Source organism: Luteibacter sp. 22Crub2.1 (assembly GCF_900167995.1).
Classification (GTDB): Bacteria; Pseudomonadota; Gammaproteobacteria; order Xanthomonadales; family Rhodanobacteraceae; genus Luteibacter; species Luteibacter mycovicinus.
In genome coordinates this window covers 14,925-37,113 of record NZ_FUYT01000009.1, presented here as the reverse complement: position 1 = coordinate 37,113, position 22,189 = coordinate 14,925, and the positions used below count along the sequence as shown (strand labels likewise).

The 22,189-nt window shown below is 65.2% G+C and carries 19 protein-coding genes, 1 tRNA gene and 1 pseudogene; 13 read left to right on the top strand and 8 right to left on the bottom strand.

The genetic code is table 11. The features are described from left to right. Positions 1 to 74: 74 nt before the first annotated feature. The 3 genes from B5X73_RS10870 to B5X73_RS10860 all read right to left on the bottom strand — a co-directional run bounded on the left by B5X73_RS10870 (position 75) and on the right by B5X73_RS10860 (position 3,015). Positions 75 to 1,256, bottom strand: a complete 1,182-nt coding sequence (locus B5X73_RS10870) for a zinc ribbon domain-containing protein (protein WP_139382744.1) — start codon at positions 1,254 to 1,256, stop codon at positions 75 to 77. 392 nt (positions 1,257 to 1,648) lie between these two features. Next, positions 1,649 to 2,101: a hypothetical protein gene (locus B5X73_RS10865; RefSeq protein WP_079521696.1), complete on the bottom strand. Its 453-nt coding sequence runs from the start codon at positions 2,099 to 2,101 to the stop codon at positions 1,649 to 1,651. Continuing rightward, positions 2,098 to 3,015: an endonuclease/exonuclease/phosphatase family protein gene (locus tag B5X73_RS10860; protein ID WP_079521695.1), complete on the bottom strand. Its 918-nt coding sequence runs from the start codon at positions 3,013 to 3,015 to the stop codon at positions 2,098 to 2,100. The genes B5X73_RS10865 and B5X73_RS10860 overlap by 4 nt, the downstream gene beginning before the upstream one ends. Positions 3,016 to 3,403: 388 nt before the next feature. Here B5X73_RS10860 and B5X73_RS10845 point away from each other — a divergent pair. The 5 genes and pseudogenes from B5X73_RS10845 (at position 3,404) to B5X73_RS10825 (ending at position 8,032) form a co-directional block, all read left to right on the top strand. Continuing rightward, positions 3,404 to 4,410: pseudogene (locus B5X73_RS10845) on the top strand (IS3 family transposase). A 110-nt stretch (positions 4,411 to 4,520) separates the two neighbouring features. Continuing rightward, complete coding sequence (gene dusA / locus B5X73_RS10840) at positions 4,521 to 5,534, top strand: tRNA dihydrouridine(20/20a) synthase DusA (RefSeq protein WP_079521692.1); 1,014 nt, start codon at positions 4,521 to 4,523, stop codon at positions 5,532 to 5,534. A gap of 34 nt (positions 5,535 to 5,568) precedes the next feature. Then, positions 5,569 to 5,898, top strand: coding sequence for a PepSY domain-containing protein (locus B5X73_RS10835; RefSeq protein ID WP_139382742.1), 330 nt, complete (start codon positions 5,569 to 5,571; stop codon positions 5,896 to 5,898). Next, positions 5,898 to 6,590 (top strand): response regulator transcription factor, encoded by a 693-nt coding sequence (locus tag B5X73_RS10830; protein WP_036115892.1) that lies wholly within the window; start codon positions 5,898 to 5,900, stop codon positions 6,588 to 6,590. Before B5X73_RS10835 ends, B5X73_RS10830 begins: the two co-directional genes overlap by 1 nt. A 56-nt stretch (positions 6,591 to 6,646) precedes the next feature. After that, entirely contained in the window at positions 6,647 to 8,032 is a 1,386-nt protein-coding gene (locus B5X73_RS10825; protein WP_036115890.1) for an ATP-binding protein, read from the top strand. Positions 8,033 to 8,038: 6 nt separating this feature from the next. On the opposite strand, the gene B5X73_RS10820 is transcribed toward B5X73_RS10825, so the two are convergent. Both B5X73_RS10820 and B5X73_RS10815 read right to left on the bottom strand, forming a co-directional pair. Next, positions 8,039 to 8,803 (bottom strand): M90 family metallopeptidase, encoded by a 765-nt coding sequence (locus tag B5X73_RS10820; RefSeq protein WP_079521691.1) that lies wholly within the window; start codon positions 8,801 to 8,803, stop codon positions 8,039 to 8,041. Positions 8,804 to 8,821: 18 nt separating this feature from the next. Then, positions 8,822 to 9,169, bottom strand: a complete 348-nt coding sequence (locus B5X73_RS10815) for a hypothetical protein (protein WP_036115884.1) — start codon at positions 9,167 to 9,169, stop codon at positions 8,822 to 8,824. 200 nt (positions 9,170 to 9,369) lie between these two features. Here B5X73_RS10815 and B5X73_RS10810 point away from each other — a divergent pair, with 200 nt between their 5' ends. The 4 genes from B5X73_RS10810 to B5X73_RS10795 all read left to right on the top strand — a co-directional run bounded on the left by B5X73_RS10810 (position 9,370) and on the right by B5X73_RS10795 (position 12,180). Continuing rightward, the gene (locus tag B5X73_RS10810; protein WP_079521690.1) at positions 9,370 to 10,350 is read left to right on the top strand and encodes a biotin--[acetyl-CoA-carboxylase] ligase; all 981 of its coding nucleotides are present in this window, start codon (positions 9,370 to 9,372) and stop codon (positions 10,348 to 10,350) included. Continuing rightward, on the top strand, positions 10,347 to 11,105 hold the full coding sequence (locus B5X73_RS10805) for a type III pantothenate kinase (protein WP_079521689.1): 759 nt from the start codon (positions 10,347 to 10,349) through the stop codon (positions 11,103 to 11,105). Before B5X73_RS10810 ends, B5X73_RS10805 begins: the two co-directional genes overlap by 4 nt. Positions 11,106 to 11,170: 65 nt before the next feature. Then, positions 11,171 to 12,088, top strand: coding sequence for an SPOR domain-containing protein (locus B5X73_RS20650; RefSeq protein WP_079521688.1), 918 nt, complete (start codon positions 11,171 to 11,173; stop codon positions 12,086 to 12,088). A gap of 16 nt (positions 12,089 to 12,104) precedes the next feature. Continuing rightward, positions 12,105 to 12,180 (top strand) — tRNA-Thr (locus B5X73_RS10795). Positions 12,181 to 12,188: 8 nt separating this feature from the next. Here the strand turns inward: B5X73_RS10795 and B5X73_RS10790 are convergent. Further along, positions 12,189 to 13,019, bottom strand: a complete 831-nt coding sequence (locus tag B5X73_RS10790; RefSeq protein WP_079521687.1) for an oxidoreductase — start codon at positions 13,017 to 13,019, stop codon at positions 12,189 to 12,191. 136 nt (positions 13,020 to 13,155) lie between these two features. Here B5X73_RS10790 and B5X73_RS10785 point away from each other — a divergent pair, with 136 nt between their 5' ends. The 4 genes from B5X73_RS10785 (at position 13,156) to B5X73_RS10770 (ending at position 16,977) form a co-directional block, all read left to right on the top strand. Beyond that, positions 13,156 to 14,088: an AraC family transcriptional regulator gene (locus B5X73_RS10785; protein ID WP_217699769.1), complete on the top strand. Its 933-nt coding sequence runs from the start codon at positions 13,156 to 13,158 to the stop codon at positions 14,086 to 14,088. 93 nt (positions 14,089 to 14,181) lie between these two features. After that, positions 14,182 to 15,102, top strand: a complete 921-nt coding sequence (gene rocF / locus B5X73_RS10780) for an arginase (protein ID WP_079521686.1) — start codon at positions 14,182 to 14,184, stop codon at positions 15,100 to 15,102. Positions 15,103 to 15,192: 90 nt separating this feature from the next. Next, positions 15,193 to 16,614 carry a tryptophan--tRNA ligase gene (locus B5X73_RS10775; protein ID WP_079521685.1) on the top strand — a complete coding sequence of 474 codons (1,422 nt, stop codon included), beginning with the start codon at positions 15,193 to 15,195 and terminating at the stop codon, positions 16,612 to 16,614. 42 nt (positions 16,615 to 16,656) lie between these two features. Beyond that, positions 16,657 to 16,977 carry a hypothetical protein gene (locus B5X73_RS10770; RefSeq protein ID WP_036115867.1) on the top strand — a complete coding sequence of 107 codons (321 nt, stop codon included), beginning with the start codon at positions 16,657 to 16,659 and terminating at the stop codon, positions 16,975 to 16,977. 24 nt (positions 16,978 to 17,001) lie between these two features. Here the strand turns inward: B5X73_RS10770 and B5X73_RS10765 are convergent, their stop codons facing one another. Both B5X73_RS10765 and B5X73_RS10760 read right to left on the bottom strand, forming a co-directional pair. Beyond that, the gene (locus B5X73_RS10765) at positions 17,002 to 17,466 is read right to left on the bottom strand and encodes a YehS family protein (RefSeq protein ID WP_043692352.1); all 465 of its coding nucleotides are present in this window, start codon (positions 17,464 to 17,466) and stop codon (positions 17,002 to 17,004) included. Between the two features lie 81 nt (positions 17,467 to 17,547). Next, positions 17,548 to 22,002, bottom strand: a complete 4,455-nt coding sequence (locus B5X73_RS10760) for a putative Ig domain-containing protein (RefSeq protein WP_079521684.1) — start codon at positions 22,000 to 22,002, stop codon at positions 17,548 to 17,550. Positions 22,003 to 22,189 lie beyond the last annotated feature (187 nt).

The window sequence follows — 22,189 nt, the reverse complement described above, 5'->3', positions numbered from 1 at the left end:
TCCTTCTTGATGCCTATCGGATGGCCATCCTGCCCCGCTTTTGACGGCATAGTTCGTCTGATAACCGGGTAGGATCAATGCAAGACAAGCAATTCCAAACTTGCCAAAAGCATCAAACTCATCGTGATGCGATCGCAGCGCAGCAGGTATGTAGCGTAGCTTAGCGAGCGACGCTCGCCAGTTCCTCCGATGCGGTAGGTGATTTCAGAGCGGTCGTCGCTCAGCCGCAGCCACCGGTGGTGCGAGGCGTTACGCAATTGGTTGTCGTATTCCTCGACGAACACCTCGAATACGTCGCTGTCGCGGATCGCCTCGCCACGTCGTCCCTTGTCGGACCTTCGATACTCCTGAAGGCTTATATTCCGCAGCTTATCGAAGGCGCGTCCGCTCGCGACATTATTTAGAGCGATCGCGAAATCCAAGCCCGCCCCCAGCGACTCGAAGGCTTCGCCGTAGTACAACTTTGTATTATCGAAGTCGCTCGAGGGGGCATATGGATCCTCGGGAAGGTCGATGCCGCGACGAACGTAAATCAGCGTCTGGTTGAATTCGTCATATGCACGGAAGAAGTGCTGGAAGACCTCCATGTAATCATCCAAGCGATCATCGCGTTGGGCTTGGAAGTGTAGGCGGAGGCGCTCGAACTCGTTGGGAAACTGTGTGCGAACGGCGCTGATATCGCTGAGCAATTTCTCCATGCGTGGCATGCCGCAGGGATGCAGTGTGCGAGTTAGAAACGTGACGATAGCTGCTTCAATCGGGATCTCCGGAAGCTTTTCATCAGGGTAAAGGGTAGATAGGGTCTGCTGGCACAATTCGAAGCGGCCGAGACGCGCATGGCGATAGGCGTTGCGTACCAGACGCCATTTGCCCTGCGCATCAGGGAGGCCGCCCAGTGCGACGGTCAGGTCGATCAGGCGAGCATCGCCGAACGCCGCCAGCTCGTCCTTGGTCGGCTCGGGCATGTCGAAGACCGGAAAATACGCGTCATCGTGCAGTCGCCCGCGTGATATGACGTAGCCGGTGCCTAGATTGGCGACGATGGCGGCTTCGTTATTGTCCTCTTCCACGCGGCAACCATCGATCAGGACAGGGATGATGTGGGGCGGATGGGACAGGTCCAACGTCATTGAAAACGGGGCGAAGCAGGCTGGGCATACGGCGCTCAGGCGCTGCCTTTCCTCGTGACCGATCTGAATGCGCGCCGTAATTGGGGTCGAACAGGCAGAGCAAGCGAGCGCAAAGCGACTGATCATCCTTAACGTCTCCCCAGAGAGGGGGCGATTGTAGCGTTTCCGCCGCCGGCCAAGCAGAGCCACTGAAACGCTCCGCAAGCCCATGTGTGGCGGGCGCCGCCTGACGCGTCATGGCGAGCCGCGGCGAGCCGCCGCGCGCGGCGACGTCTCGTGAGCGAAACTGCACGGCTGCCCACCTGCATGGGTGGCGGCCGCCGGGGTCCGGCGAGGGGTGGGGGCGAGGTCGTCTGCACTCTCCCGCGCGCGTCGTCCCCCCTCCTCGCCTGCGCGCTTCTCCCCCCCCCCTTTTTTGATGCAGTTGATGAGCTAACTAAACTGAGGCGTACCAATGGGCGGCACGCTATCGCCAGGAACTTTATGGCGATGCAATTTGATGCACCAACGAGGCAAACTTAGGACGGCTCGTCGGGCGCACTCGCGATCAACGCCGCAAGCTTTTCACCGATCGCGGACGTAGACAGAGCGTCTGATATTGCGGCCTCAAGAGACTCTATGTCGTAGCAGTTCAGCTGTTTGCTGCCGAATTCGAGTCGGCATGGGAAGCCTTCTCGCGGCTGATCCCACGCGATTAGCTTCACCCATTTGCCATCGGTATTGAGCGGGTTGGTTGCGGCCAAATAGGTCTCTTTCACGTACTTGGGCGGCGTTGCCAGCGCTCCTATGATGGGGCCAAGTGTGTCTTTGAAAACATTGAAATGCTCCACCTTAAGCTCAATGCGGCCGCCCGTGGCATTGCTAAGCTCGTTCGATACGCGATCGATGAGTTCGCTTATCGATTTTCTAGCTGCGCGCGACTCCTCTGCCGCAGCTTGTCCGATCCTAAATGCATTAACAAAGTCGGTCATGACATGGTTCTCGCGATTATCGTGCTGACTACAGGATAGTGATCATATATGGAGCGTTTGGACGTTATGAGTTCGACTAGCTCAGGTAACGGAACGATTAAACTGGCGCTCTCTTCGAGTACAAAGGTGTCGCCGCTGAGCAACGCGGGGGAGAAAAGAATTTGGTCGTAAGTGAACCAGTTCGAATCCTCTCGGCCGCTGTAATAATGCGTTCCGCAAACGCTATGTTCGGTACTTCCTAGCGGCTGAGATTCGCTCATGCTTCGCCAGAAAGGGTTGTATAGCATGTGATTTTTCTTCTTCGCGAGCGTGCGATCACGCGTAGCGAGCAGGTGGCGCGCCAACGAAGGAGACGATGGATCGTCGTTGAAATCTCCCATAACGATCACGTTCGGACACGTCGCTTGCAGATCCTGAACTGACTTATGTAACGTCATGCCCAAATTGGCACGAGCAGGTTCGTGCTCGCCGGTGAATCGCCGTCCCGGCCAGTGTGCCACGACGATTGCGAGAGGCTGCTCAGTGATTCGCTCGACGAAAAGCGCCAAGTGCCCCGCCTTCAGGGTACGGCCCCCGTGCACGTCATAGAAAGACTGCTCACGTTGGAACGCTAGCTTGTCTCGATTGAAGATTAAAGCTGTGTCGTTCACAGCTTTACCCTGCGGCACCGATACGCGCACGCTATCCAAGCTGGGCTGGTTCAGTCCCTCCAGGATTGCCTCGATATCGCTTGCCGCAACTTCGCCTAAGCCGAGCACGTCCCAACCGGCGACTGACCGCAATTCGGAAAGCTGCTTAGTCACGAAGGTAAGGCGCTCCGGTGTACTTCGGCTCTTGATTCCGGGCGGCGACAGACTTGTGTTCCACCACGCGAAACGGATTTCTGGATGAGTCTGGTTGAGGTCGTCATCCATGCCGTTCTGCTCGCGCTACCTTTTTGGACTCCGCGCGTGCACAAACACCCGCGTGCATGCTGGCGAGGGAATCGCCGATCGTAGTTAACACTCCCCCCCTCCGATCGCGTTCGGTTCTGGCCTCGATACGTTGGGGCAGTGGTCCCTTTGTCGGGCTGAATGCGCACCTGTGTAGGGCTCGTCGTTCATTCCCGCCTCCTGCCTATAGATATCCGCGATTGTCGCTTGCGCACCCTTCGCAAGCAACGAGCTGGTCGACGCCCCCCCCCCCCAGATTTGAGTAGCGGCCCGGTTTCGAGTCCAATCCCCCACGAGAAGGAGATTGGACGTGAAGAAGCGTTTTTCCGAAGAGCAGATCATTGGGTTCCTGCGTGAGGTCGAGGCCGGCATGCCGGTCAAGGACCTGTGCCGCGAGCACGGTTTTAGTGAGGCCTCGTACTATCTGTGGCGCAGCAAGGTCGGTGGCATGAGCGTGCCGGAGGCCAAACGGCTTAAGGACGTGGAGACCGAGAACGGCTGACTGAGGAAGCTGCTGGCCGAGCAGCTTCTGGAAAATGAGGTCATCAAGGATGCCCTGCGAAAAAAATGGTGAGCGCACCGGACCGGCGTGAGCTGGTGCGCTATCTTGTCGGCCGAGAGTTGAGCGAGCGCCGTTCGCTGGCGATTGCCGACATGAGCGCAAGCGCCTACCGCTATGAGCCGCGCCCGGACCGTAACGTCGAACTCCGCCAGATGATCTGCGCGCTGGCAAATCGCCATAAACGCTATGGCGTGGGCATGATCTATCTGAAGCTCCGCCAGGCCGGGCAGGCGGTGAATGACAAGCGAGTGGAGCGCCTGTATCAGGAGGTCAGCCTCCAGGTGCGGCGGCGCAAAAGAAAGAAAGTCCCGCCGGCCGAAAGGCAGCCGCTGCTTCGCCCGGCGGCTGCGAACGAGGTTTGGTCGATTGATTTCGTGTTTGACCGCACCGCCGAGGGCCGCGTCATCAAATGCCTGACGATCGTCGACGACGGGACGCACGAGGCTGTTGCCATAGAAATTGAGCGAGCCATCTCGGGCATCGGCGTGACGCGCGTCATAGATCGCCTGGCCGTCACACGCGGCCTACCGAGGGTAATTCATAGCGATAACGGAAAGGAGTTCTGTGGCAAGGCGATGGTCGCCTGGGCTCACGACCGCGGCGTGCAGCTGAGGCTTATCGAGCCGGGCAAGCCGAACCAGAACGCCTACATCGAATCGTTCAACGGACGGCTGCGCGATGAATGCCTCAACGAGCACTGGTTTCCCAGCCTTCTGCACGCACGCACAGAAATCGAATACTGGCGTCGTGAATACAACGAGGAGCGACCGAAAAAAGCATTGGGCGGGCTGACGCCCGCCGCCTACGCAAAATAGTTACAGTAATTCTGGACTCAAGATCGGACCGCTACTGAAGGCGGGGGGACGTCGGCGCCGGGCTTACGAAAACCCTCTAAAATCTCCATCCATCCCCGAGAACGTGCAACATGGAAAACCTCGTAAATGCCGCGTCAGATAGGGCTACGGCGCCACACAACGACGCGTGGCGGTTGACGGTTGCGCCCATGATGGACTGGACGGACCGTCACTGCCGGTACTTCCACCGACTCTTGTCGCCCCATGCCCGCCTGTACACCGAGATGGTCACCAGCGCGGCCCTGGTGCGCGGCAATCAGCTACGTCTCCTGGAGCACAGTCACGAAGAGCACCCCGTGGCGCTCCAGCTCGGTGGCAGCGACCCGGTCGAGCTGGCGAAGGCGGCGGTCCTCGGCGCGCAGGCGGGGTATGACGAGATCAACCTCAACGTCGGTTGCCCCTCGGATCGTGTCCAGTCCGGCAAGTTCGGGGCGTGCCTCATGCGCGAGCCTGACCTGGTCGGCGAATGCGTCCGGGCCATGGCGGACGTCGTGGATGTCCCGGTCACCGTCAAATGCCGCATCGGCGTGGACGACCAGGACGAATACGCCGACCTTCAGCGTTTCACCACCACGATGGTCGAGGCTGGCGTCGGCATTCTCGTGGTGCACGCGCGCAAGGCCTGGCTGGAAGGCCTGAGCCCGAAGGAAAACCGGGAAATTCCGCCGCTGGACTACGAGCGGGTCTACCGGCTGAAGCGCGAATTCCCCGACCTGACCATCGTCATCAACGGTGGCATCACCACGGTCGAGGCGGTGCGTGAGCACCTGGCCCATGTGGACGGGGTGATGCTTGGCCGTGCCGCCTACCATGACCCGTTCGTGCTCGCCCGGCTGGAGTCGGACCTCTACGGCACGGCGCTGCCCGACCGGGCCGATGTGCTCGATCGCATGCGCATCTATATAGAGGCCGAACTGGCCCGTGGCACCCAGCTCAAGCACATCACCCGGCACATCCTCGGCCTGTTCCAGGGGGAGCCGGGAGCGCGCGGATTCCGTCGCCAGCTGAGCGAGGGCTCGCACCTGCCGGGAGCCGACTGGGGCCTCATCGAGTCCGCGATGGCACCCTTGCGGCAAGCCGCCTAGGTTTCGTTCAGCTTCAGGCGGGGCGCCCCTCGGCATGATCGGTCGACTACTGCCCGTCGTGCTGCCCGCGCCAGACATGAAAATCACGTTTCGTCCGCTACTTTTCGCCGCGCTCTGCGTCAGTTTGCCCGTGGCCGCCCAGGCGGACCAGTCGCTGACGCTGGAGCAGGCCGTGAGCAAGGTCCAGAAGGACACCGGGGGAAAAGTGCTGTCGGCGGATACGCGACTCGTCGAGCGCGGCCGGATCACCGAATACCGGGTCAAGGTCCTTACGCTGGACGGTCACGTCCGCGTGGTGCCCGTCCGAACCGAAACCGCCAAGCCCCTGGACGCCAGTGCCGGGGACAACAAGGAGAAACATTGATGCGCATCCTGCTCGTTGAGGACGAGGCCCCGCTTCGCGAGACCCTCGCCGCGCGGCTGAAACGTGACGGCTTCGCCGTCGATGCCGCCCAGGACGGCGAAGAGGGCCTGTACCTCGGTCGCGAGGTCCCCTTCGACCTTGCCATCATCGATCTGGGCCTGCCCAAGCTGTCGGGCATGGATCTGGTCAAAGCCCTGCGCGAGCACGGCCAGCGCTATCCCATTCTCATCCTTACGGCGCGTGGCAGCTGGCAGGACAAGGTCGAAGGCCTCAAGCACGGCGCCGACGACTACCTGGTCAAGCCCTTCCACGTCGAGGAACTGCTGGCCCGTATCAATGCGCTGGTGCGTCGTGCGAGCGGCTGGTCCAAGCCGGTCCTCGCCTGCGGCCCGATCAAGCTCGACACCACGGCGCAGACGGTCACCGTCGAAGGCCGTCAGGTCGACCTGACCAGCTACGAATACAAGGTCCTCGAATACCTGATGCTGCACGCGGGTGAGCTGGTCTCCAAGGCCGACCTCACCGAGCACATCTACCAGCAGGATTTCGACCGCGATTCCAACGTGCTGGAGGTCTTCATCGGCCGCCTGCGCCGTAAGCTGGATCCCGAAAGCGCGCTCAAGCCGATCGAGACCGTCCGCGGTCGCGGCTATCGTTTCGCGATTCCGCGTAACGAAGCGGACGAAGACTGAGCGAACCGTGGACGGTGCAGCAAAGTCGCTGCACCGTCCCGAGGTAAGCTGGACGCATGGATAACGCTCCACCGACCAAACGCCGGCCGCTGTCGCTGGCCGCGCGCGCGGCGTTGGCGACGGGCTTCGCGCTGGCCGCCTTTCTGGGCCTGACGGGCCTGGCGCAGAACAAGGCCAACTACGCGTCCGAGCTGTCGGCCATGCACGACCGGCTGCACAACTACGCCATCGCCTATATCACCGGTACCGACATCACCCGCGCCGGAAAGGTCACCACGCCCGACAGTCAGCCCAATCCCGATTTCTCGCGGCCGGGCTCGGGGCTCTACGCGATCATCGTCGGCAACGACGGTTTCCGCTGGGAGTCGTCGTCGGCACTGGGCCGCGATTTCGATTTCGTGCGCATGCTGTCGCCCGGCGAGACGGCGTTCGAGCCGGTGGAAACGCGCAGCGGCAAGCTCTATGTCTTCAGCTACGGCGTGTCGCTGGACAGTACCGATAAACGCAGTGTGCCGCTGACCTTCGCCGTCGCGCAGACGGAAGATCAGTTCGAGCGGCAGGTGGCGACCTACCGTCGGACGCAGTTCCTCTGGCTGGCCATGCTCGGCATGATGCTCATGCTGCTGCAGCTGTTCCTGCTGCGCTGGAGCCTGCTGCCGTTGCGCCGTGTATCGAGCGATCTCGCGCATATCGAGCGCGGCACGCGCGACCACCTCGACGGCCCGTATCCGATGGAACTGACGGTACTCACCAAGCGTCTAAATGCCTTCATCGACAGCGAGCGCGAGCAGCGTACGCGTTATCGCGACACCCTGGCCGATCTGGCGCACAGCCTGAAGACCCCGCTGGCCGTCGTGCGCTCGCAACTGGAAAACGAAGCCGACGCGCGCTCGCTGCGTGGCGACATCCTCGAGCAGGTGCGCAAGATGGACGAGCTGGTCGCTTACCAGCTGTCTCGCGCGGCCACTTCAGGTCGTCGCACCATCGCCTCGGTCGAGCCGATCGCCGGTCATGCGGAAGATCTGGTGCAGAGCCTGGAAAAGGTCTACGCCGCAAAGAACGTGCTGTGCGAGTTCGAGATCGAAGACGGCGTCTCGTTCCCGGGCGAGCAGGGCGATCTGCTGGAACTGATGGGCAACCTGGTCGAGAACGCCTTCAAGTGGGCCTCCCATCGCGTCCTGCTCACCGCGCGTTCCGTGGCGAAGGTGCGCGGACGCGCGGGTCTCGAACTCATTGTCGAAGACGACGGCCCCGGCATTCCGGACGAAAAGATCGAGAAGATCCTGCAACGTGGCGTGCGCGGCGATGAGCGCGTGCAGGGCCACGGTATCGGGCTGTCGATCGTGCAGGACATCGTCAAGGCGTACCAGGGCGAGCTGCACGTCGATCACTCGGAAGAGCTCGGTGGCGCACGTTTCAGCGTGCGTATTCCGCCCGCCTGAGGATCGTCAGTCCGCAGGCGATGGTCCGTAATAGGCATCGAGCAGGCGCGCCACGTCCGGCTCCGCCTCACGCAGCAAGGCGGGCTGCGAGAAATGCATTTCGCTTGTCACCGCGAAATATTCCTCGGGCGCTTCCGCCGCATAGGGATCGATCGCCGTCTTGCGTCGACGACCCACCGCCTTCGAGAGTCGTTCGAAGCCCTGTTGCATGCTCCCGATCCATTCCCTTCGGTTGATGCCCCCCGGTAGAGGCGGCACGCCATTGGCGGGGCCGGCGAGCATGTCCAGCTTGTGCGCCATTTCGTGGATCACCACGTTGACGCCATCCCACGGGGCTTCGAGATCCAGCGCCACGTCGGCCAGCGAAAGGATCATCGGGCCGCGCTCCCACGCTTCGCCGATCAGGGTGTCGTCGCTCTCGGTGATCACGCCGGTGGGTGCGTCATGGTGACTGCGACGGACGTTGAATTCGCCGGGGTAGACCAGGACATTGGTCCAGCCTTTGAAGACCTTCGGGCCGTGCGGCAGGGCAGGGAGACTGGCCTGCATGGCGATGGCAAGACGCCAGAAATCATCCAGCGCGGCGTCGCCCAGTGCGTGGAATCGCTTGGTGTGGAGAAAATACGCAGCGAGTTGGCGCAGGTAGTGGGCTCGCGGCGCGTCCAGCGCGTTCGCCAGCGGAACGCGGGTCAGGGCGTGTGCCCAGAGTGTGTCGTCGATGGGCGGGACGGGGGCGCGAAAACGCGCAAGTAACGACTGGAAAACGCTCACACGACGGCCGGCGGATTCTTAGAAGATCGACCCGGGAAGCATGGACTGCCAGGTCGGCCCCGCGCCGTGACCGCTCGAAGAGCCATCATGCATATCGGCGTCGGCCTCGACGGGGGGTGGCATGGGCGCCTGACCCGGGCTGGCCTGCGCGTTATTGACCTGCCTCGCGGTGGTCACGTCGCCGCTGCCGCTGTCGCGGCTGCTCTGGCTGGAACTGGAGCGCGAGGTGGATCCGGCATCGAACGACGACGACACCGACCGGCCCAGCGAAAGCAGGCTGTTGGTCACGCTGACGTCGGAAGCGGCGGCGGTGCCGATGGCACCGACGAGGCACAGACATCCGAAGATGTAGGGTCTGGCGTTCATCGGTATACCCCGTGGGCCCCGGACGTGCCGGGGGACCGACCGATCCTCTCAGATATTTCGAAACGGTGCCAGTGCTGGAGGTGTGTCATCGGGCTCTGCGGCGCCATGCGGGCGAAATCCTCGCGGCTGCCCTAGAATTACCCGATGCCCCGGCTCTCCCTCCCCCCGACACCGGCCGCCTGACGGCCTTACGGCAGCCCATGCTCGCACGCGACCTCCTGGAAGCCCTTGCCGGCGGCGATGCCGTGTCCGGCGCCACTCTGGCCCGTCAGGCCGGTGTGACCCGTGCCGCCGTCTGGAAACAGATCGAGACGCTTCGTCTGAAAGGCGTGCCCGTCGAAGCGAAGGTGGGCGGCGGCTACCGGCTTCCGTGGGCGACCGAACTGCTTGACGGTCAGCGCATCCGCACGGCGCTCGAGCCTGCGCTTTCGTCGCACGTGGGCATGCTCGAGGTGCACTGGGATATCGACTCCACGTCCAGCGAGCTGGCGCGGCGTATTCCCACGCTGGACGACCTGGCTTTCGTCATGGCCGAAGCCCAGTCGGCAGGGCGCGGGCGGCGCGGCCGGACCTGGCTCTCGCCGCCGGGCATGAACCTGTACCTGTCGGTGCTGAAGCGTTTCGACTCGGGGTTCGCGTCGTTGTCGGGCCTCTCGCTGGCCGTGGGTGTCATGCTGATCCGCGCGCTGGACGACCTCGGCGTCCGCACGGCCGGGCTCAAGTGGCCCAACGACGTGCTGGCGGGTCAGGCCAAACTGGCCGGCATCCTGGTGGAGCTGTCCGGCGAGTACTCCGGTCCCTGCGCGGCGATCATCGGCGTCGGTCTCAACATCCGGCTCCCGGACACGCTGCACGAGCGTGCGGGACAACCGATCACCGACCTGGCGGAACTCACTGGCGGCCAGCCGCCGGGACGCAATCGCGTCGCCGCGGCGGTCGTGTCCGCGCTTGCGGAGGGGCTGCTCGCGTTCGAGCGACATGGCTTCGCGGCCTTTGCCGACGAATACGCGGCCAACGACCTGTTGCGCGACCAGCCACTTCGCGTCATCGATCCTCGCGGCGAGTACAACGCCACCGGAGAGGGTGTCGACGAGCGCGGTGCCTTGCGTGTGCGTCGTGCCGACGGCCAGTCCGTGACCGTCGATAGTGCGGATGTCTCCGTCCGCAGGAGTGGCGCGTGATTCTTCTGCTCGACCTCGGCAACACGCGACTGAAATTCGCGCTGCTCGATGGCGCCGAATTCAGTCATCGCGGGGCCTTTGGCTGGGATGCGGATATCGCGCACGAACTGGCGACGTTGTGGGCGTCCTGGCCGGCGCCGGTTCGTGTCGTCGGTGCGTCGGTAGTGGATCCCGCCCGCGAGACCGCGGTCGCCGTGGCGGCGCAGAAGGCGTTCGGCCTCCCGCCGGTCTGGGTCCGTACGCCCGCGCAAGCCTGCGGCGTCACGAATGCGTATGCCGAACCTCATCGCCTCGGCGTGGATCGCTTCCTTGCCCTGGTCGATGCGCACGCGGCGGGTCGCTCGCCCTGCGTCCTCGCCAGCGTCGGCACGGCTCTGACGCTCGATGCGCTGGATGCCGACGGCAGGCACCTCGGCGGATGGATCGCACCGGGGCCGCTGCTGATGCAGCAATCCGTACTGGGCGCGACCGTGCAGGTACGCCCGGGTGGCGCAGGTGCGGTACGCGACCTTGCCGATAACACCGCCGATGGCCTGGCATCGGGCTGCTGGCAGGCCTGCGCCGCGTTGGTCGACCGCTTTGTCGAGCGTTCGGCACCCCTGCTTGGCGGCCACCCCACGGTGACCCTCGGTGGCGGCGATGCGGCTGTACTGGCGCCATTGCTCGAGCGCGAGGTGCTGCTCGTGCCCGATACCGTCCTTCGGGGTCTGGCCGTCTGGGCCAAAGCACACACCGAAACCGCCAAGATCGCCTAGAATCCGGACGCCGCCGGTTCTTACAGGGGAACGCGAGCAGGCCCCACCGTAAGCCCAAGGCCACCATGCTGCTGCGTTTGTTCTTCGTCTTGCTGATCGCCCTCAATATCGCGGTAGCCGCGTGGCTGCTGCTGGGCGATACCGGTAAGCACGCGGTGGATCCCACTGACAGCGGCGTGCCCCGACTGAAATTGCTGGCCGAAGTGCCCGCAGGCGCGAGTACGGCGCCCGCGGCCGCTGCCGGGCGCCCGGTTGCGGCCGGCACGACCACGTCCAGCATGGCGGCACCGGCACCGGCACCGGCACCGGCACCGGCACCGGCACCGGCCCCGGCAGCAGCGCCAACGCCACCCGCGACGTCTGCAAAGAGCACGCCGGGTAGTTCTTCGCCCGTGACGCCGGTCTCCGGCAGCTCGGCGACAGCGGCGCTGGCTGCCGCCGCGGCGAAACCGGCACCCACGGCGCCCCGGGCTGCGGTGGATACCGCGCCGACACAGCCCGACGCGCCGACCAGTCCCCGCCGCAGCTACAAATGCCTGGCCATCGGTCCCTTCGCCAATCAGGTCGACCTGCGCACCGCGCGTACGGCCATCGCACCGCGCACGGTCCGCAGCCGTCAGCGCCAGGAGACGACCAGCGAATCCCGCGGCTGGCGCGTGTTCCTTCCTTCGCAGTCGACACGCGAACTGGCGCTGGCCCAGGCCCGTCGGCTCGAAGCGAAGGGCATCAAGGATTATTTCGTCGTGACGGCCCAGGGGGAGTTGCAGAACTCGGTTGCGCTGGGCCTTTTTCATGATCCCGCCAACGCCCGCAAGCGCCGCGACGAAGTCGTTGCCGCCGGGTTCCCCGCACGGATGAGTGAGCGTACGGAGACGACGCCGGTCTGGTGGCTGGATGTGGTTGTCCCGGATGACGGTGGCGCCGACCTTCGCCGCAACCTGCGCAATCCGGCGGTGAGTGCTCGACCAACGGGCTGCTTCTGATAAACTTCGCGACTTCGCCGGCATAGCTCAGTTGGTAGAGCAACCGCCTTGTAAGCGGTAGGTCCCCAGTTCGAATCCGGGTGTCGGCACCATCGGATGATCAACCATCCGTCGAGCGCGTCAGTGTTTCCCACCTCGTCATGTCGTCCGCCATCGCCTTGAGCTTGTCGCGGACCAGAGCCAATGCATCGCTGCCGAGCAGGAGATGCGCTGGCGGAGCGGGCAACTCGACAAGCGCGAGCATCGCCTTCGCCGCCTTTGCCGGATCGCCGAGCTGCTTGCCGCTTTTCTCCTGGCGTGCCTGCCTGATCGGATCGAACGTCGCGTCGTAGTCCGGAATGCTGCGCGGTGAACGCTGCATCGACCGGCCCGCCCAGTCGGTACGGAAGCTGCCGGGTGCCACGGCGGTGACATGGACGCCGAACGGACTCAGTTCTTTGCCCAGCACCTCACTGATGCCTTCCAGAGCGAACTTGCTGCCGCAGTAGTAGGCGATGCCCGGCATCGTGATGAAGCCGCCCATCGAGGTGATGTTCACGATGTGGCCGCGGCGGCGTTCGCGAAACCGTGGCACGAAGGCCTGCATGACCGCCACGGCACCGAACACGTTGACCTCGAACTGTCGGCGCATCTCTTCGAGCGGCGATTCTTCGAAGATCCCTTCGTGCCCGTAACCGGCGTTGTTGACGAGCACATCGACCGGTCCGAAGCGCGCTTCCGCGTCGGACACGGCGGCAGGAATCGCATCGATATCGGTGACGTCGAGAAGCATGCCGTGGGCGCGCGTCTCGTCGAGCCCTTCGAACGCACGGCGCGCCTCGTCGTTGCGCACGGTGCCGATCACGCGATGGCCGGCAGCGAGGGCCTCGCGGGCGAGGGCCTCGCCGAAACCGCTGCTGACGCCCGTGATGAAAAAGGTCTTGCTGGACATGGATGCTCTCCTGGTCAGGTAGGGGAGCCATGCTAGGCTCCGCACCCCTTGCCTCCCATGGCCTGGGGTGTGGCATGCTTGCCTGATCCTATGAGTGACGATTGCCGGGACAGGCGATAAGGCGGACCATGTCGGCATGGATTTCCACCTCCGACGCCGCATGATCGACCTGCTTCGCGAGCTCGCACCCGCGGAGGGTTACACCCTGACGCCGCTGGCCGACGTGCGGCTCCTGCGGTCCGACCGGCCGCTGAGTCGTACGCCTGTGCTCTACGAACCCGGCATCGTCGTGGTGGTGCAGGGGCGCAAGCGGGGGCTGCTGGGTGATGAGGTCTTCGTCTACGACGCCGAGCATTACCTGGTGGTTTCGGTGCCCGTGCCCTTCACGATGGAGACCGATGCGTCCGCCGAAGAACCGTTGCTGGCGATCTACTTTCGTCTCGATCACGGGATGGCGGCCGACCTGTGCATGCGGATCGACGAACGACAGGGATCGTCCACCGCGTCTCCGCGAGGGCTGTACGCCTCGCCGATGGAGGATGCGCTCGCGGTATCCGTGCTTCGCCTGCTCGAAGCGTTGGCCAGGCCACCGGAAGCTGACGTTCTGGGCCCGGCGCTCGTGCGCGAAATCTACTACCGGATACTGTCCGGTGCGCAGGGCGGGTCGCTGCGCGCCGCGCTGGCACAGCAAGGCAAGTTCGGCATGGTGGCGCGAGCGATACGGATGATCCACAGCCGCTACCGCGATGCGCTGAGCGTCGACGAACTGGCCGATGAAGCGGCCATGAGCGCGCCGACGTTTCATGTCCACTTCCGCGCGATGACCGGGACGTCGCCCATGCGCTACGTCCAGTCCACACGGCTGCATCAGGCACGTCTGCTCATGCTTCGCGAGCACGCGACAGCAGCGGCGGCGGCAACGGCGGTAGGTTATGAAAGCGCGTCGCAGTTCAGTCGCGAGTTCAAGCGCCTGTTCGGCAGGCCACCGGTCGAAGAGGTCGAGCGCATGAAGCGGAACTTCGCGCTGCCCGCGGCTATGACGCCGTCGCCCTACGTCTCATCGCACTGACCGGAGGCCTGTCGGTCTTCACATGCCCTGACGCGCTGCAACGTGGGTGTTTTAAAGGCCCGTGTAAACTTGCCGGATGCTGAGTACATCCCGATGAGTCCCACCACCCGTTCGGTTGCCCTCGTGGGCGCCCCCACCGATATCGGCGCCGGCCACCGCGGCAGCTCCATGGGCCCCGAGGCCCTGCGCGTCGCCCGTCTGGCCGAGCGCCTGGCCAGGCGCGGCATGCATGTGGTCGATCGCGGCAACCTGGTCGGCCCCCTGAATCCGTGGGAGCCCCCGGTGGACGGTTATCGCCACCTCGACGCCGTCGTGGCCTGGAACACCGCGGTACACGACGCGATCCATGCCGCGCTCACCGAGGGGCACCTGCCGATCATGCTCGGCGGTGACCATTGCCTGGCGATCGGCTCGATTTCGGCCGTGGCGCGTCACTGCCGTGACACGGGCAAGAAGCTTCGCGTGCTCTGGCTCGACGCCCACGCGGACTTCAATACCAGCCAGATCACCCCGTCCGGCAACATCCACGGCATGCCCGTGGCCTGCCTGTGCGGCTACGGCCCAGACGTCCTGACCCATATCGGCGGCACGGTGCCGGCCACCTCGCCGGACGTCTTCCGCCAGATCGGCATCCGCTCCGTGGACGAGGGCGAAAAGCGTTTCGTCCACGAGGTGGGCATCGACATCTACGATATGCGTTACATCGACGAGATCGGTATCAAGGCGGCGATGGAAGAGGCTCTGGCCGGCGTCGACGAGGACACCCATCTGCACGTGAGCTTCGACGTCGACTTCCTCGATCCGTCGATCGCCCCCGGGGTAGGCACGACGGTGCGCGGAGGACCCAACTACCGCGAAGCCCAGCTGGTGATGGAGATGATCGCCGACACCGGCCGGGTAGGCTCTCTGGACATCGTCGAACTGAATCCGGCCTTCGACAAGCGCAACCAGACCGCCAAGCTGGCGGTGGACCTGGTGGAATCGCTGTTCGGTAAATCCACCCTGATGCGCTGATCGCGGCGACGCGTCGCAGGCCCGGGTCGCCCCCGGGCCGCCTCGCGGGCTACACTCGGACGGTTATCGTCCGTAGCCCATCAGGTTCCCATGCATACCCGCGTCCTCACCGGCATCACCACCACTGGCACGCCGCATCTCGGCAACTTCGTCGGTGCGATCCGCCCGGCCGTTCTGGCTAGCAAGGATCCGAACGTCGATGCGTTCTACTTCATGGCCGACTATCACGCTCTGATAAAGAGCGACGACGCCGACCGCGTCGAGGCGTCCCGTCTGAAGATCGCCGCGTCGTTCCTGGCCGCGGGTCTGGATCCGGATGTCGCCACGTTCTACCGGCAGTCCGATATTCCTGAGGTTCCGGAGCTGATGTGGCTGCTGACCTGCGTGACGAGCAAGGGTCTGCTCAACCGTGCGCATGCCTATAAGGCCGCCGTGGACCGCAACATCGAGCAGCAGGAAGACGCGGACGCCGGCGTTACGGCGGGTCTCTACATGTACCCCGTGCTGATGGCGGCGGACATCCTCGCGTTCAACGCGAACAAGGTGCCGGTCGGCCGCGATCAGATCCAGCACATCGAAATGGCGCGCGACATCGCGCAGCGCTTCAACCATACCTACGGGCGCGAGTTTTTCGTGATGCCCGAGGCGCACATCGAAGAGCAGGTGGCGACCCTGCCGGGCCTCGATGGTCGCAAGATGTCCAAGAGCTACGACAACACGATTCCGCTGTTCGAGGGCGGCACGAAGGGCATGCGCGAGGCGATCATGAAAATCGTCACCGATTCGCGTGCGCCGGGTGAGCCGAAGGACAGCGCCAACTCCGCACTGTTCACCATCTTCAAGGCGTTCGCCACACCGGCGGAGACGCAGGCCTTCGAAGAAGCCCTGCACGGCGGTATCGGCTGGGGTGAGGCCAAGACGGTGCTGTTCGAGCGCGTCGAGGCCGACGTCGCGCCGATGCGCGCACGTTACGAAGACCTGATGGCCCGACCCGACGACATGGAGGACATCCTTCTTGCCGGTGCGGCCAAGGCACGCGCCATCGCCGGTCCGCTGGTGGAAACGCTGCGCGAGGCCGTCGGCCTGCGTAACGCGCGTCATCGTCGGAAGGTGGCTGACGAGCCCACCGCTGCGGCTGCGCCGGCCACCGCGCCGAAAGCGAAGCCGCCGCGTTTCGCCAGCTTCCGGGAGGATGACGGCAGCTTCCGTTTCCGCCTGTTCGGCGCGGACGGCGAAGAGCTGTTGTTGTCACGGTCCTTCGCCGATCCCAAAGCCGCGGGGACGCTGCGCCAGACGCTCGCTACGCTGGGTGGCGCTCAGGCCGCGCTCGAGTCGCAGGGCGACCGTATCGTTCTGCTGGTCGACGGCGCGGTCGTCGCCGAAGGTCAGTCGTATCCGGACGAGGCGGCTCGCGCCGCTCTGGTCCTTCGCCTGCGTACGGCACTCGACGTGCTTGCCGCCGTGACGGCGGACGAAGCGGCGGCTAAAGCCGCGAACAAGGCGGCGGGCTGAGGCATGGTCCGTCCCGGCGACATCGGGCAAGGCGCCTGACGCATGCGCTATCTCGCGCTCATGCTGCTGGCGCCCTGGCTGATCGTCCTGGGCTGGGCGTACTGGCGCTATCCGAAGTCGCTGCTGACCAACGGCACGCGGCGCAGCTTCGATGTGCTGGCGTTGCTAGCCGCCGTGACCGCGGCGATCCAGTCGGCGTTGATCGCCTTCGACGCGGTGCAATTGCCCGCGGCCGATCAGTTCGGTCCGAAGAGCGGCGCCATCTGGCAGCAGGTGGTGCCGGCGCTCTGGGCGTACGGAGCGTTCGTCGCCGTGCTGGTCGTGGCGCTCATCGTGCGGCAGCTGGTATGGCGGCGGCGCTGAGGCGCTCGCTGCCATGCGTCCCTCTCACGCCCCACGTACCTGCGCCGTCAGGCCTTTGAGAAAATTCCGCAGGAACTGATCGCCGCACAGACGAAAATTGCTGTGCTTCGGCTGGCGGAACAGCGCATTGATCTCGCCGCGCGACACGCGGAAACCCACGTTCGCCATCAGCGCCAGAATGTCGTCCTCCTTCAGTTCGAAGGCGACGCGCAGCTTCTTCAGCACGAGGTTGTTGTTGATGCGCGCCTCGACCGGGCGGGGAGGCTGGCTCTCGTCGCGGCCGCGGCGATGAATGATCAGGCCGTCGAGAAAGTGCGCCAGCGCGATGTCCGGCATTTCGACGAAGTCGGGCTCGTCTTCCTTGCGCAGCCAGGGAGCGACCTGTTCGCGGGTGGCATCGAAGCCGGTGAGCTTGAGGATCTCGACCACATGGACCTCGCCGAGGTCGAGCATGTAGCGGATGCTGCGGAGGGTGTCGTTATTGAGCATCGGCCTAGGGTACACCGGCGGATCTGCCGCAGGAACCGAAGCGGATCCACGCACCGTGTCGATGCGTGGATCCGCGGCCGGTCAGAACGCCTTCTCGATGCCCAGCAGGATCGACTGGTTGGCATGCGTGCCCGAGTCGAACAACGCCTGGTATTCCGCGCGCAGCGTCAGCCCGCTGTCGAACTGTGCCTGGACGCCGAGGCCCAGCAACGTGTGGTTGCGTGCGGTATCGCCGACGTTGGCCCGGTAAAGCGGCCCGGCCAGCAGGTCCGCGTAGGACATCTTCGCGTTGCTGGCGCCCTGGAAGTCACGCTGATACTCCACGCGCACACGCGGTACCAGCGTCCCGAAATCGCGTTTCAGGCGGAACTCCGCACGCAGGCCGAGGGCGCCCGTGGAGGTGCGCACCGTCTGTCCGCGGTAATCGAGGGCATAGGTGGCATCACCACGCTCCGTGTAGCCGTCGAGCTGCGCGCGTGCCACGTCCAGTCGCCCGTAGGGCGTCAGTCGCGTGGTGCCATCGTCGTGCTCGTAGCCGAAGGCCACTGAGGCGAAGGCCTGCCTGCCGTTGCGGCTGCCGGTAACGCGGCCGCCATCCGCCGTGACATAGCGCCGCGCATCGAAGTCCAGCCACTGGTAACCCAAGAGGGTATCGACATACGTGCTGTCGCTCGGCCGAAGGCTCGCGTACAGCGCCATGTTGTAAGCCGTGGTGGTGCTGCGGCTGCCCATCTTGCCGATGTCGCTGGCGTCGTGGCCGTAACCCACGCCGAGCCCCAGGGTGAGCGCGTTGGAGAGGCGTTTGTCCGCTCCCACGCTGACACCCGAGGTGGTGAAGTCGACACCGTTGCTCGCCGCGCCGCGGTCGGTCGCGCCGAAGTTCACGGCACCGCCGGTCCAGAACGACACGTCGTCCGGCGACGCCTGCCCACCGCTCTGGGTCGGCGCCGGGCGCGCGTCGGATTGCAGGAAGGCGGGCGCGTCGGGATCGTTCATGGACTCGGCCACACCCTTGCCCGGACGCTCGCTTTGCACGGCATTTCGTCCGCCGCCGGAGCTGAAGCTCAGACCGTTGCTGAAGCGCGACGACGCGGCGCCGTGCAGCGATTCCAGGCGCTGCTGGAAGTTGCTGATCTGGCCGGTCGCCATGCGACGCGTCGCGTCCACCTGCGCACCGAGGATGCCGGTGACTTCCGGATCGCGTGACGGATCCGGCCGCGCGGTCACCGTGATCGTCACCGTGGCCGGCTGCGAGACGGCATACGCGTTGGACAGCGTGTAGACGAGCTGCGCCTGCCCGGAGAACGCCGCGGCGGCGGTGAAGTCCAGACGATAGCCTGCGGCGGTCTTCACGATCGTGGCCGTGCCCGACTGCGCGGGCGAGAGCGACACCACCGCGGCGTCGGTGAACGGGCCACCTCGCGCGGTGCCGGTCAGGTCCACCTGCACGGACTGGCCGGCACCGACCGTGGCGGTCAGCGCCACCGCCACCGGTCGCGGCTGCACCGTCACGGTGACCGTAGCGGGCTGCGAGACGCCGAACACGTTGGTGAGCGTATAGGTAAAACGCTGCGTACCGCTGGCATCCGCCGGGGCAGTATAGGAGATCGTGGTGCCGTTCACCGTGGCCGTTCCCGCCGCCGGTGGCGTGACGAGGGTCACCGCGGTGAACGGACCGCCGCTGGCGCCCTGTGTCGCTTTGACGTTGATCGCCTGACCGGCGACACCCGTCACCGCCTGGTCGGGCACCACGGGTAGCGCACCCGCTTGCACGTTGACCGTCACCGTCGCGGCATGGGAGCGACCGCCCGGACCGATGGCCGTGTAGGTGAAGGTGTCGGTACCGAAGAAGTCGGTCGCCGGTGTGTAGCGCACCGACGTGCCGTCGGCCACGGCGGTGCCGTGAGTCGGCGCCGCGGCAACGGCCACCGACGTGATCACGCCGGTATCGTTCGCCGTCACCGGAATCGTCACCGCCTGGTTGGCCGCCGTGCTGGCCGTATCGGCGACGGCCACGGGCACCGCATCGCCGATGGTGACCGAGTACGCCTGCGTGCCGGCCATGCCATGCGCATCCGCCGCACGCACGGTGAAGCTCACCGCGCCACTGCGCGTCGGCGTACCGGACAGCGCGCCCGCCGGTGAAAGCGTGATGCCCTCGGGCAGCGCGCCCGTGCTCACCGCGAAGGTGTAGGGCGCGGCACCTCCGCTGGCGCTGAGCGAACCGCTATAGGCGGTGCCCACGACACCGCCCGGCAGCGTGGCCGGACTGACGACCACGGTGACGGCCGCGATGGTCAGCGTGTAGTTCCGGCTGAGTATCGCTGGCGTCAGGCTGCCGTCGGTCACCGTCACGGTGAAGGGGAAGCTGCCGGTCACGGTCGGCGTACCGGACAGCACACCGGACGCCGGATCGAAACTCATGCCCGCCGGCAGCGCACCGGTGAGTGACAGGGTGCGCGGTGCCGAGCCGCCGCTGCTGGTAAATGTGATGCTGTTGCTGACGCCGTAGGTGGCCGTCAGCGCCGGACTGGCGGGCGTCAGCACGAGAGGGTCCGCATCGACGGCCAGCGTCATGTTGACTGTCGCCGTAAACGGGCTGCCCGCACCCGTGCTGCTGTCGGTGACGTGGATAGCGACCGGGAAGTTGCCCGCCTGCGTCGGCGTCCCGCTGAGGGTGCCGTTGTCCGCCAGCGAAAGCCCGGTCGGCAGGTTGCCGGTCACCGTGTAGTGGTAAGGCGCGGTACCGCCCGTCGTCGAGTACGACGCGGTGTAGGCCTGGCCGACGTGCCCCGTGGGCTGGCTGGTCGGGGTAAGCACCAGCGTCGGTCCGCCGGCCGTCACGGTATAGGCGCGCGCGCCATCGAAGCCGTTGCCGTCGGTGGCCGTGACGGTGAAGTTGAACGTACCCGCAGCGGTTGGCGTGCCGCTGAGTACACCGGCCGCGCTCAGGCTCAGCCCGGAGGGCGTGGCACCGGCCGTGACGGCGAACGTGTAGGGTGCCGTGCCACCCGAAGCGGTCACGGTCTGCGAGTAGGCCGCGCCGACGGTCGGGTTGGGCAACGTGGCCGGTGCGACGACTACGGAGGGCGCACCCACCGTGAGCGAATACGCACGCGAGCCGCTGAACGGTGCACCGGCCCCGCTGGAACTGTCGGTGGCGCTGACCGTGAAGTTGAACGTGCCGGCCACCGTGGACGTGCCTGACAGCACGCCGGTCGATGAAAGGGTGATACCGCTGGGCAGGGAGCCGCCCGTGACAGCGAACGCATAGGGCGCGGTTCCGCCACTGGCGGTGACCGTGCTGGAGTAAGCCTGGCCGGCCACAGCGTTGGGCAGGTTGGCTGGGGCGATCGCGATGGTCGGCGCCGCCACCGTGATGGTGTAGGCGCGGCTGCCGGTGAAGCCGCCGTTGTCGGTGGCCGTGACCGTGAAATTGAAGGTGCCCGCCGCCGTCGGTGTGCCGCTGAGAGCGCCGCCGCCGGCGAGGGTCATGCCGGCCGGCAGGGCTCCCGCGGTTATCGCGAAGGTATAGGGCGCGGTGCCGCCCGAAGCGCTGATAGTTTGCGAATAGGCCACACCGACCGTCGGGTTCGGCAAGGTGACCGGAGCGACCGTGATCGTGGGTGCGCTGACGGTGACCGCATAGGTCCGCGTCGTGCTGAAAGGCGCGCCGCTGCCCGTGGAGCTGTCCGTGCTGCTCACGGTGAAGCTGTAGTTGCCGGGCGTCGTCGCGTTGCCGGACACGTTGCCGGTACTGGAGACGCTGATGCCGGGCGGCAGCGTGCCGCCGCTGATCGAATAGGTATACGGCGCGGTACCGCCGGACGTGCCGAGCGTCTGGCTGTAGGCCGTCCCGATCACGGGGTTAGGCAGTGTCGCCGGCGTAATCGCCAGGGTCGGGGCGGACACGTTGAGAGCGATGGCACGCGACGCGGTGCGGTTGCCGCTGTCGGTCACCGTGAACACTGGGTTGAAGCTGCCGGCCTGGGTCGGCGTGCCAGTGACTACGCCTGCCGAGGAAAGGGTGAGGCCGTTGGGCAGGCTACCGCCGGTCAGGCTCCAGGTGTACGGCGTCGAGCCGCCCGACGCGGCCAGCGACTGGTTGTACCCGGTGCCTACCGTCGCGTCGGGCAGGGTGGTCGTCGTGACGGACGGGCTGGTCTGCTGCACCGTGACGGTGAAGGGGATCACCGAATTATCGTCACTGTCGATAACGGAGAAGCTGTCGGTGGTCGAACCGTCTCCATTGTTCGTGTAGAAAACCTGGCTGGTCGAGTTGTTGTTGTCACTGTTCTGGTTGAGACCGTGTTGTGGCGGACTCTGGTAACCACCGATGCCTGTCGCCGAGCAACTGGTCAGGTCGGTTTTGACAGAGCCGCCTGAAGCGACGGTAATCGATTGCGGCGGACAACCGATAGCGTGCGCGAGTCCACTCAGAACGAGCAGGCACACACCGAACAGCCACGAAGTCGCGCGCAAACGCGTACGAGCCGGCGCGACCGCAGGACGGCCGCCGAAGAATAACGATGTCATGTGAACCCCTGAATCCCGCTGAAGCAGTCGCCTGCGAGCGCATTATGCGCAGCCGTTCGACGCCACCAGTGTGTCTAATCGGCAACGTTGACGTGAACTTGAATCCAACCACTTGTTTGCACTCTTTCCATGGACCACAGTCCATGGACGCAGCCGTCGGCTGACGCGGTAGAACGCAGGGGATATC

What these genes read in the sequence shown, in the direction of transcription:
- B5X73_RS10870 (WP_139382744.1), bottom strand. Translation starts at nt 1,256, where the DNA reads ATGATCAGTCGCTTTGCGCTCGCTTGCTCTGCCTGTTCGACCCCAATT.
- B5X73_RS10865 (WP_079521696.1), bottom strand. Translation starts at nt 2,101, where the DNA reads ATGACCGACTTTGTTAATGCATTTAGGATCGGACAAGCTGCGGCAGAG.
- B5X73_RS10860 (WP_079521695.1), bottom strand. Translation starts at nt 3,015, where the DNA reads ATGGATGACGACCTCAACCAGACTCATCCAGAAATCCGTTTCGCGTGG.
- dusA (WP_079521692.1), top strand. Translation starts at nt 4,521, where the DNA reads ATGGAAAACCTCGTAAATGCCGCGTCAGATAGGGCTACGGCGCCACAC.
- B5X73_RS10835 (WP_139382742.1), top strand. Translation starts at nt 5,569, where the DNA reads ATGATCGGTCGACTACTGCCCGTCGTGCTGCCCGCGCCAGACATGAAA.
- B5X73_RS10830 (WP_036115892.1), top strand. Translation starts at nt 5,898, where the DNA reads ATGCGCATCCTGCTCGTTGAGGACGAGGCCCCGCTTCGCGAGACCCTC.
- B5X73_RS10825 (WP_036115890.1), top strand. Translation starts at nt 6,647, where the DNA reads ATGGATAACGCTCCACCGACCAAACGCCGGCCGCTGTCGCTGGCCGCG.
- B5X73_RS10815 (WP_036115884.1), bottom strand. Translation starts at nt 9,169, where the DNA reads ATGAACGCCAGACCCTACATCTTCGGATGTCTGTGCCTCGTCGGTGCC.
- B5X73_RS10810 (WP_079521690.1), top strand. Translation starts at nt 9,370, where the DNA reads ATGCTCGCACGCGACCTCCTGGAAGCCCTTGCCGGCGGCGATGCCGTG.
- B5X73_RS20650 (WP_079521688.1), top strand. Translation starts at nt 11,171, where the DNA reads ATGCTGCTGCGTTTGTTCTTCGTCTTGCTGATCGCCCTCAATATCGCG.
- B5X73_RS10790 (WP_079521687.1), bottom strand. Translation starts at nt 13,019, where the DNA reads ATGTCCAGCAAGACCTTTTTCATCACGGGCGTCAGCAGCGGTTTCGGC.
- B5X73_RS10785 (WP_217699769.1), top strand. Translation starts at nt 13,156, where the DNA reads ATGGATTTCCACCTCCGACGCCGCATGATCGACCTGCTTCGCGAGCTC.
- rocF (WP_079521686.1), top strand. Translation starts at nt 14,182, where the DNA reads ATGAGTCCCACCACCCGTTCGGTTGCCCTCGTGGGCGCCCCCACCGAT.
- B5X73_RS10775 (WP_079521685.1), top strand. Translation starts at nt 15,193, where the DNA reads ATGCATACCCGCGTCCTCACCGGCATCACCACCACTGGCACGCCGCAT.
- B5X73_RS10770 (WP_036115867.1), top strand. Translation starts at nt 16,657, where the DNA reads ATGCGCTATCTCGCGCTCATGCTGCTGGCGCCCTGGCTGATCGTCCTG.
- B5X73_RS10765 (WP_043692352.1), bottom strand. Translation starts at nt 17,466, where the DNA reads ATGCTCAATAACGACACCCTCCGCAGCATCCGCTACATGCTCGACCTC.
- B5X73_RS10760 (WP_079521684.1), bottom strand. Translation starts at nt 22,002, where the DNA reads ATGACATCGTTATTCTTCGGCGGCCGTCCTGCGGTCGCGCCGGCTCGT.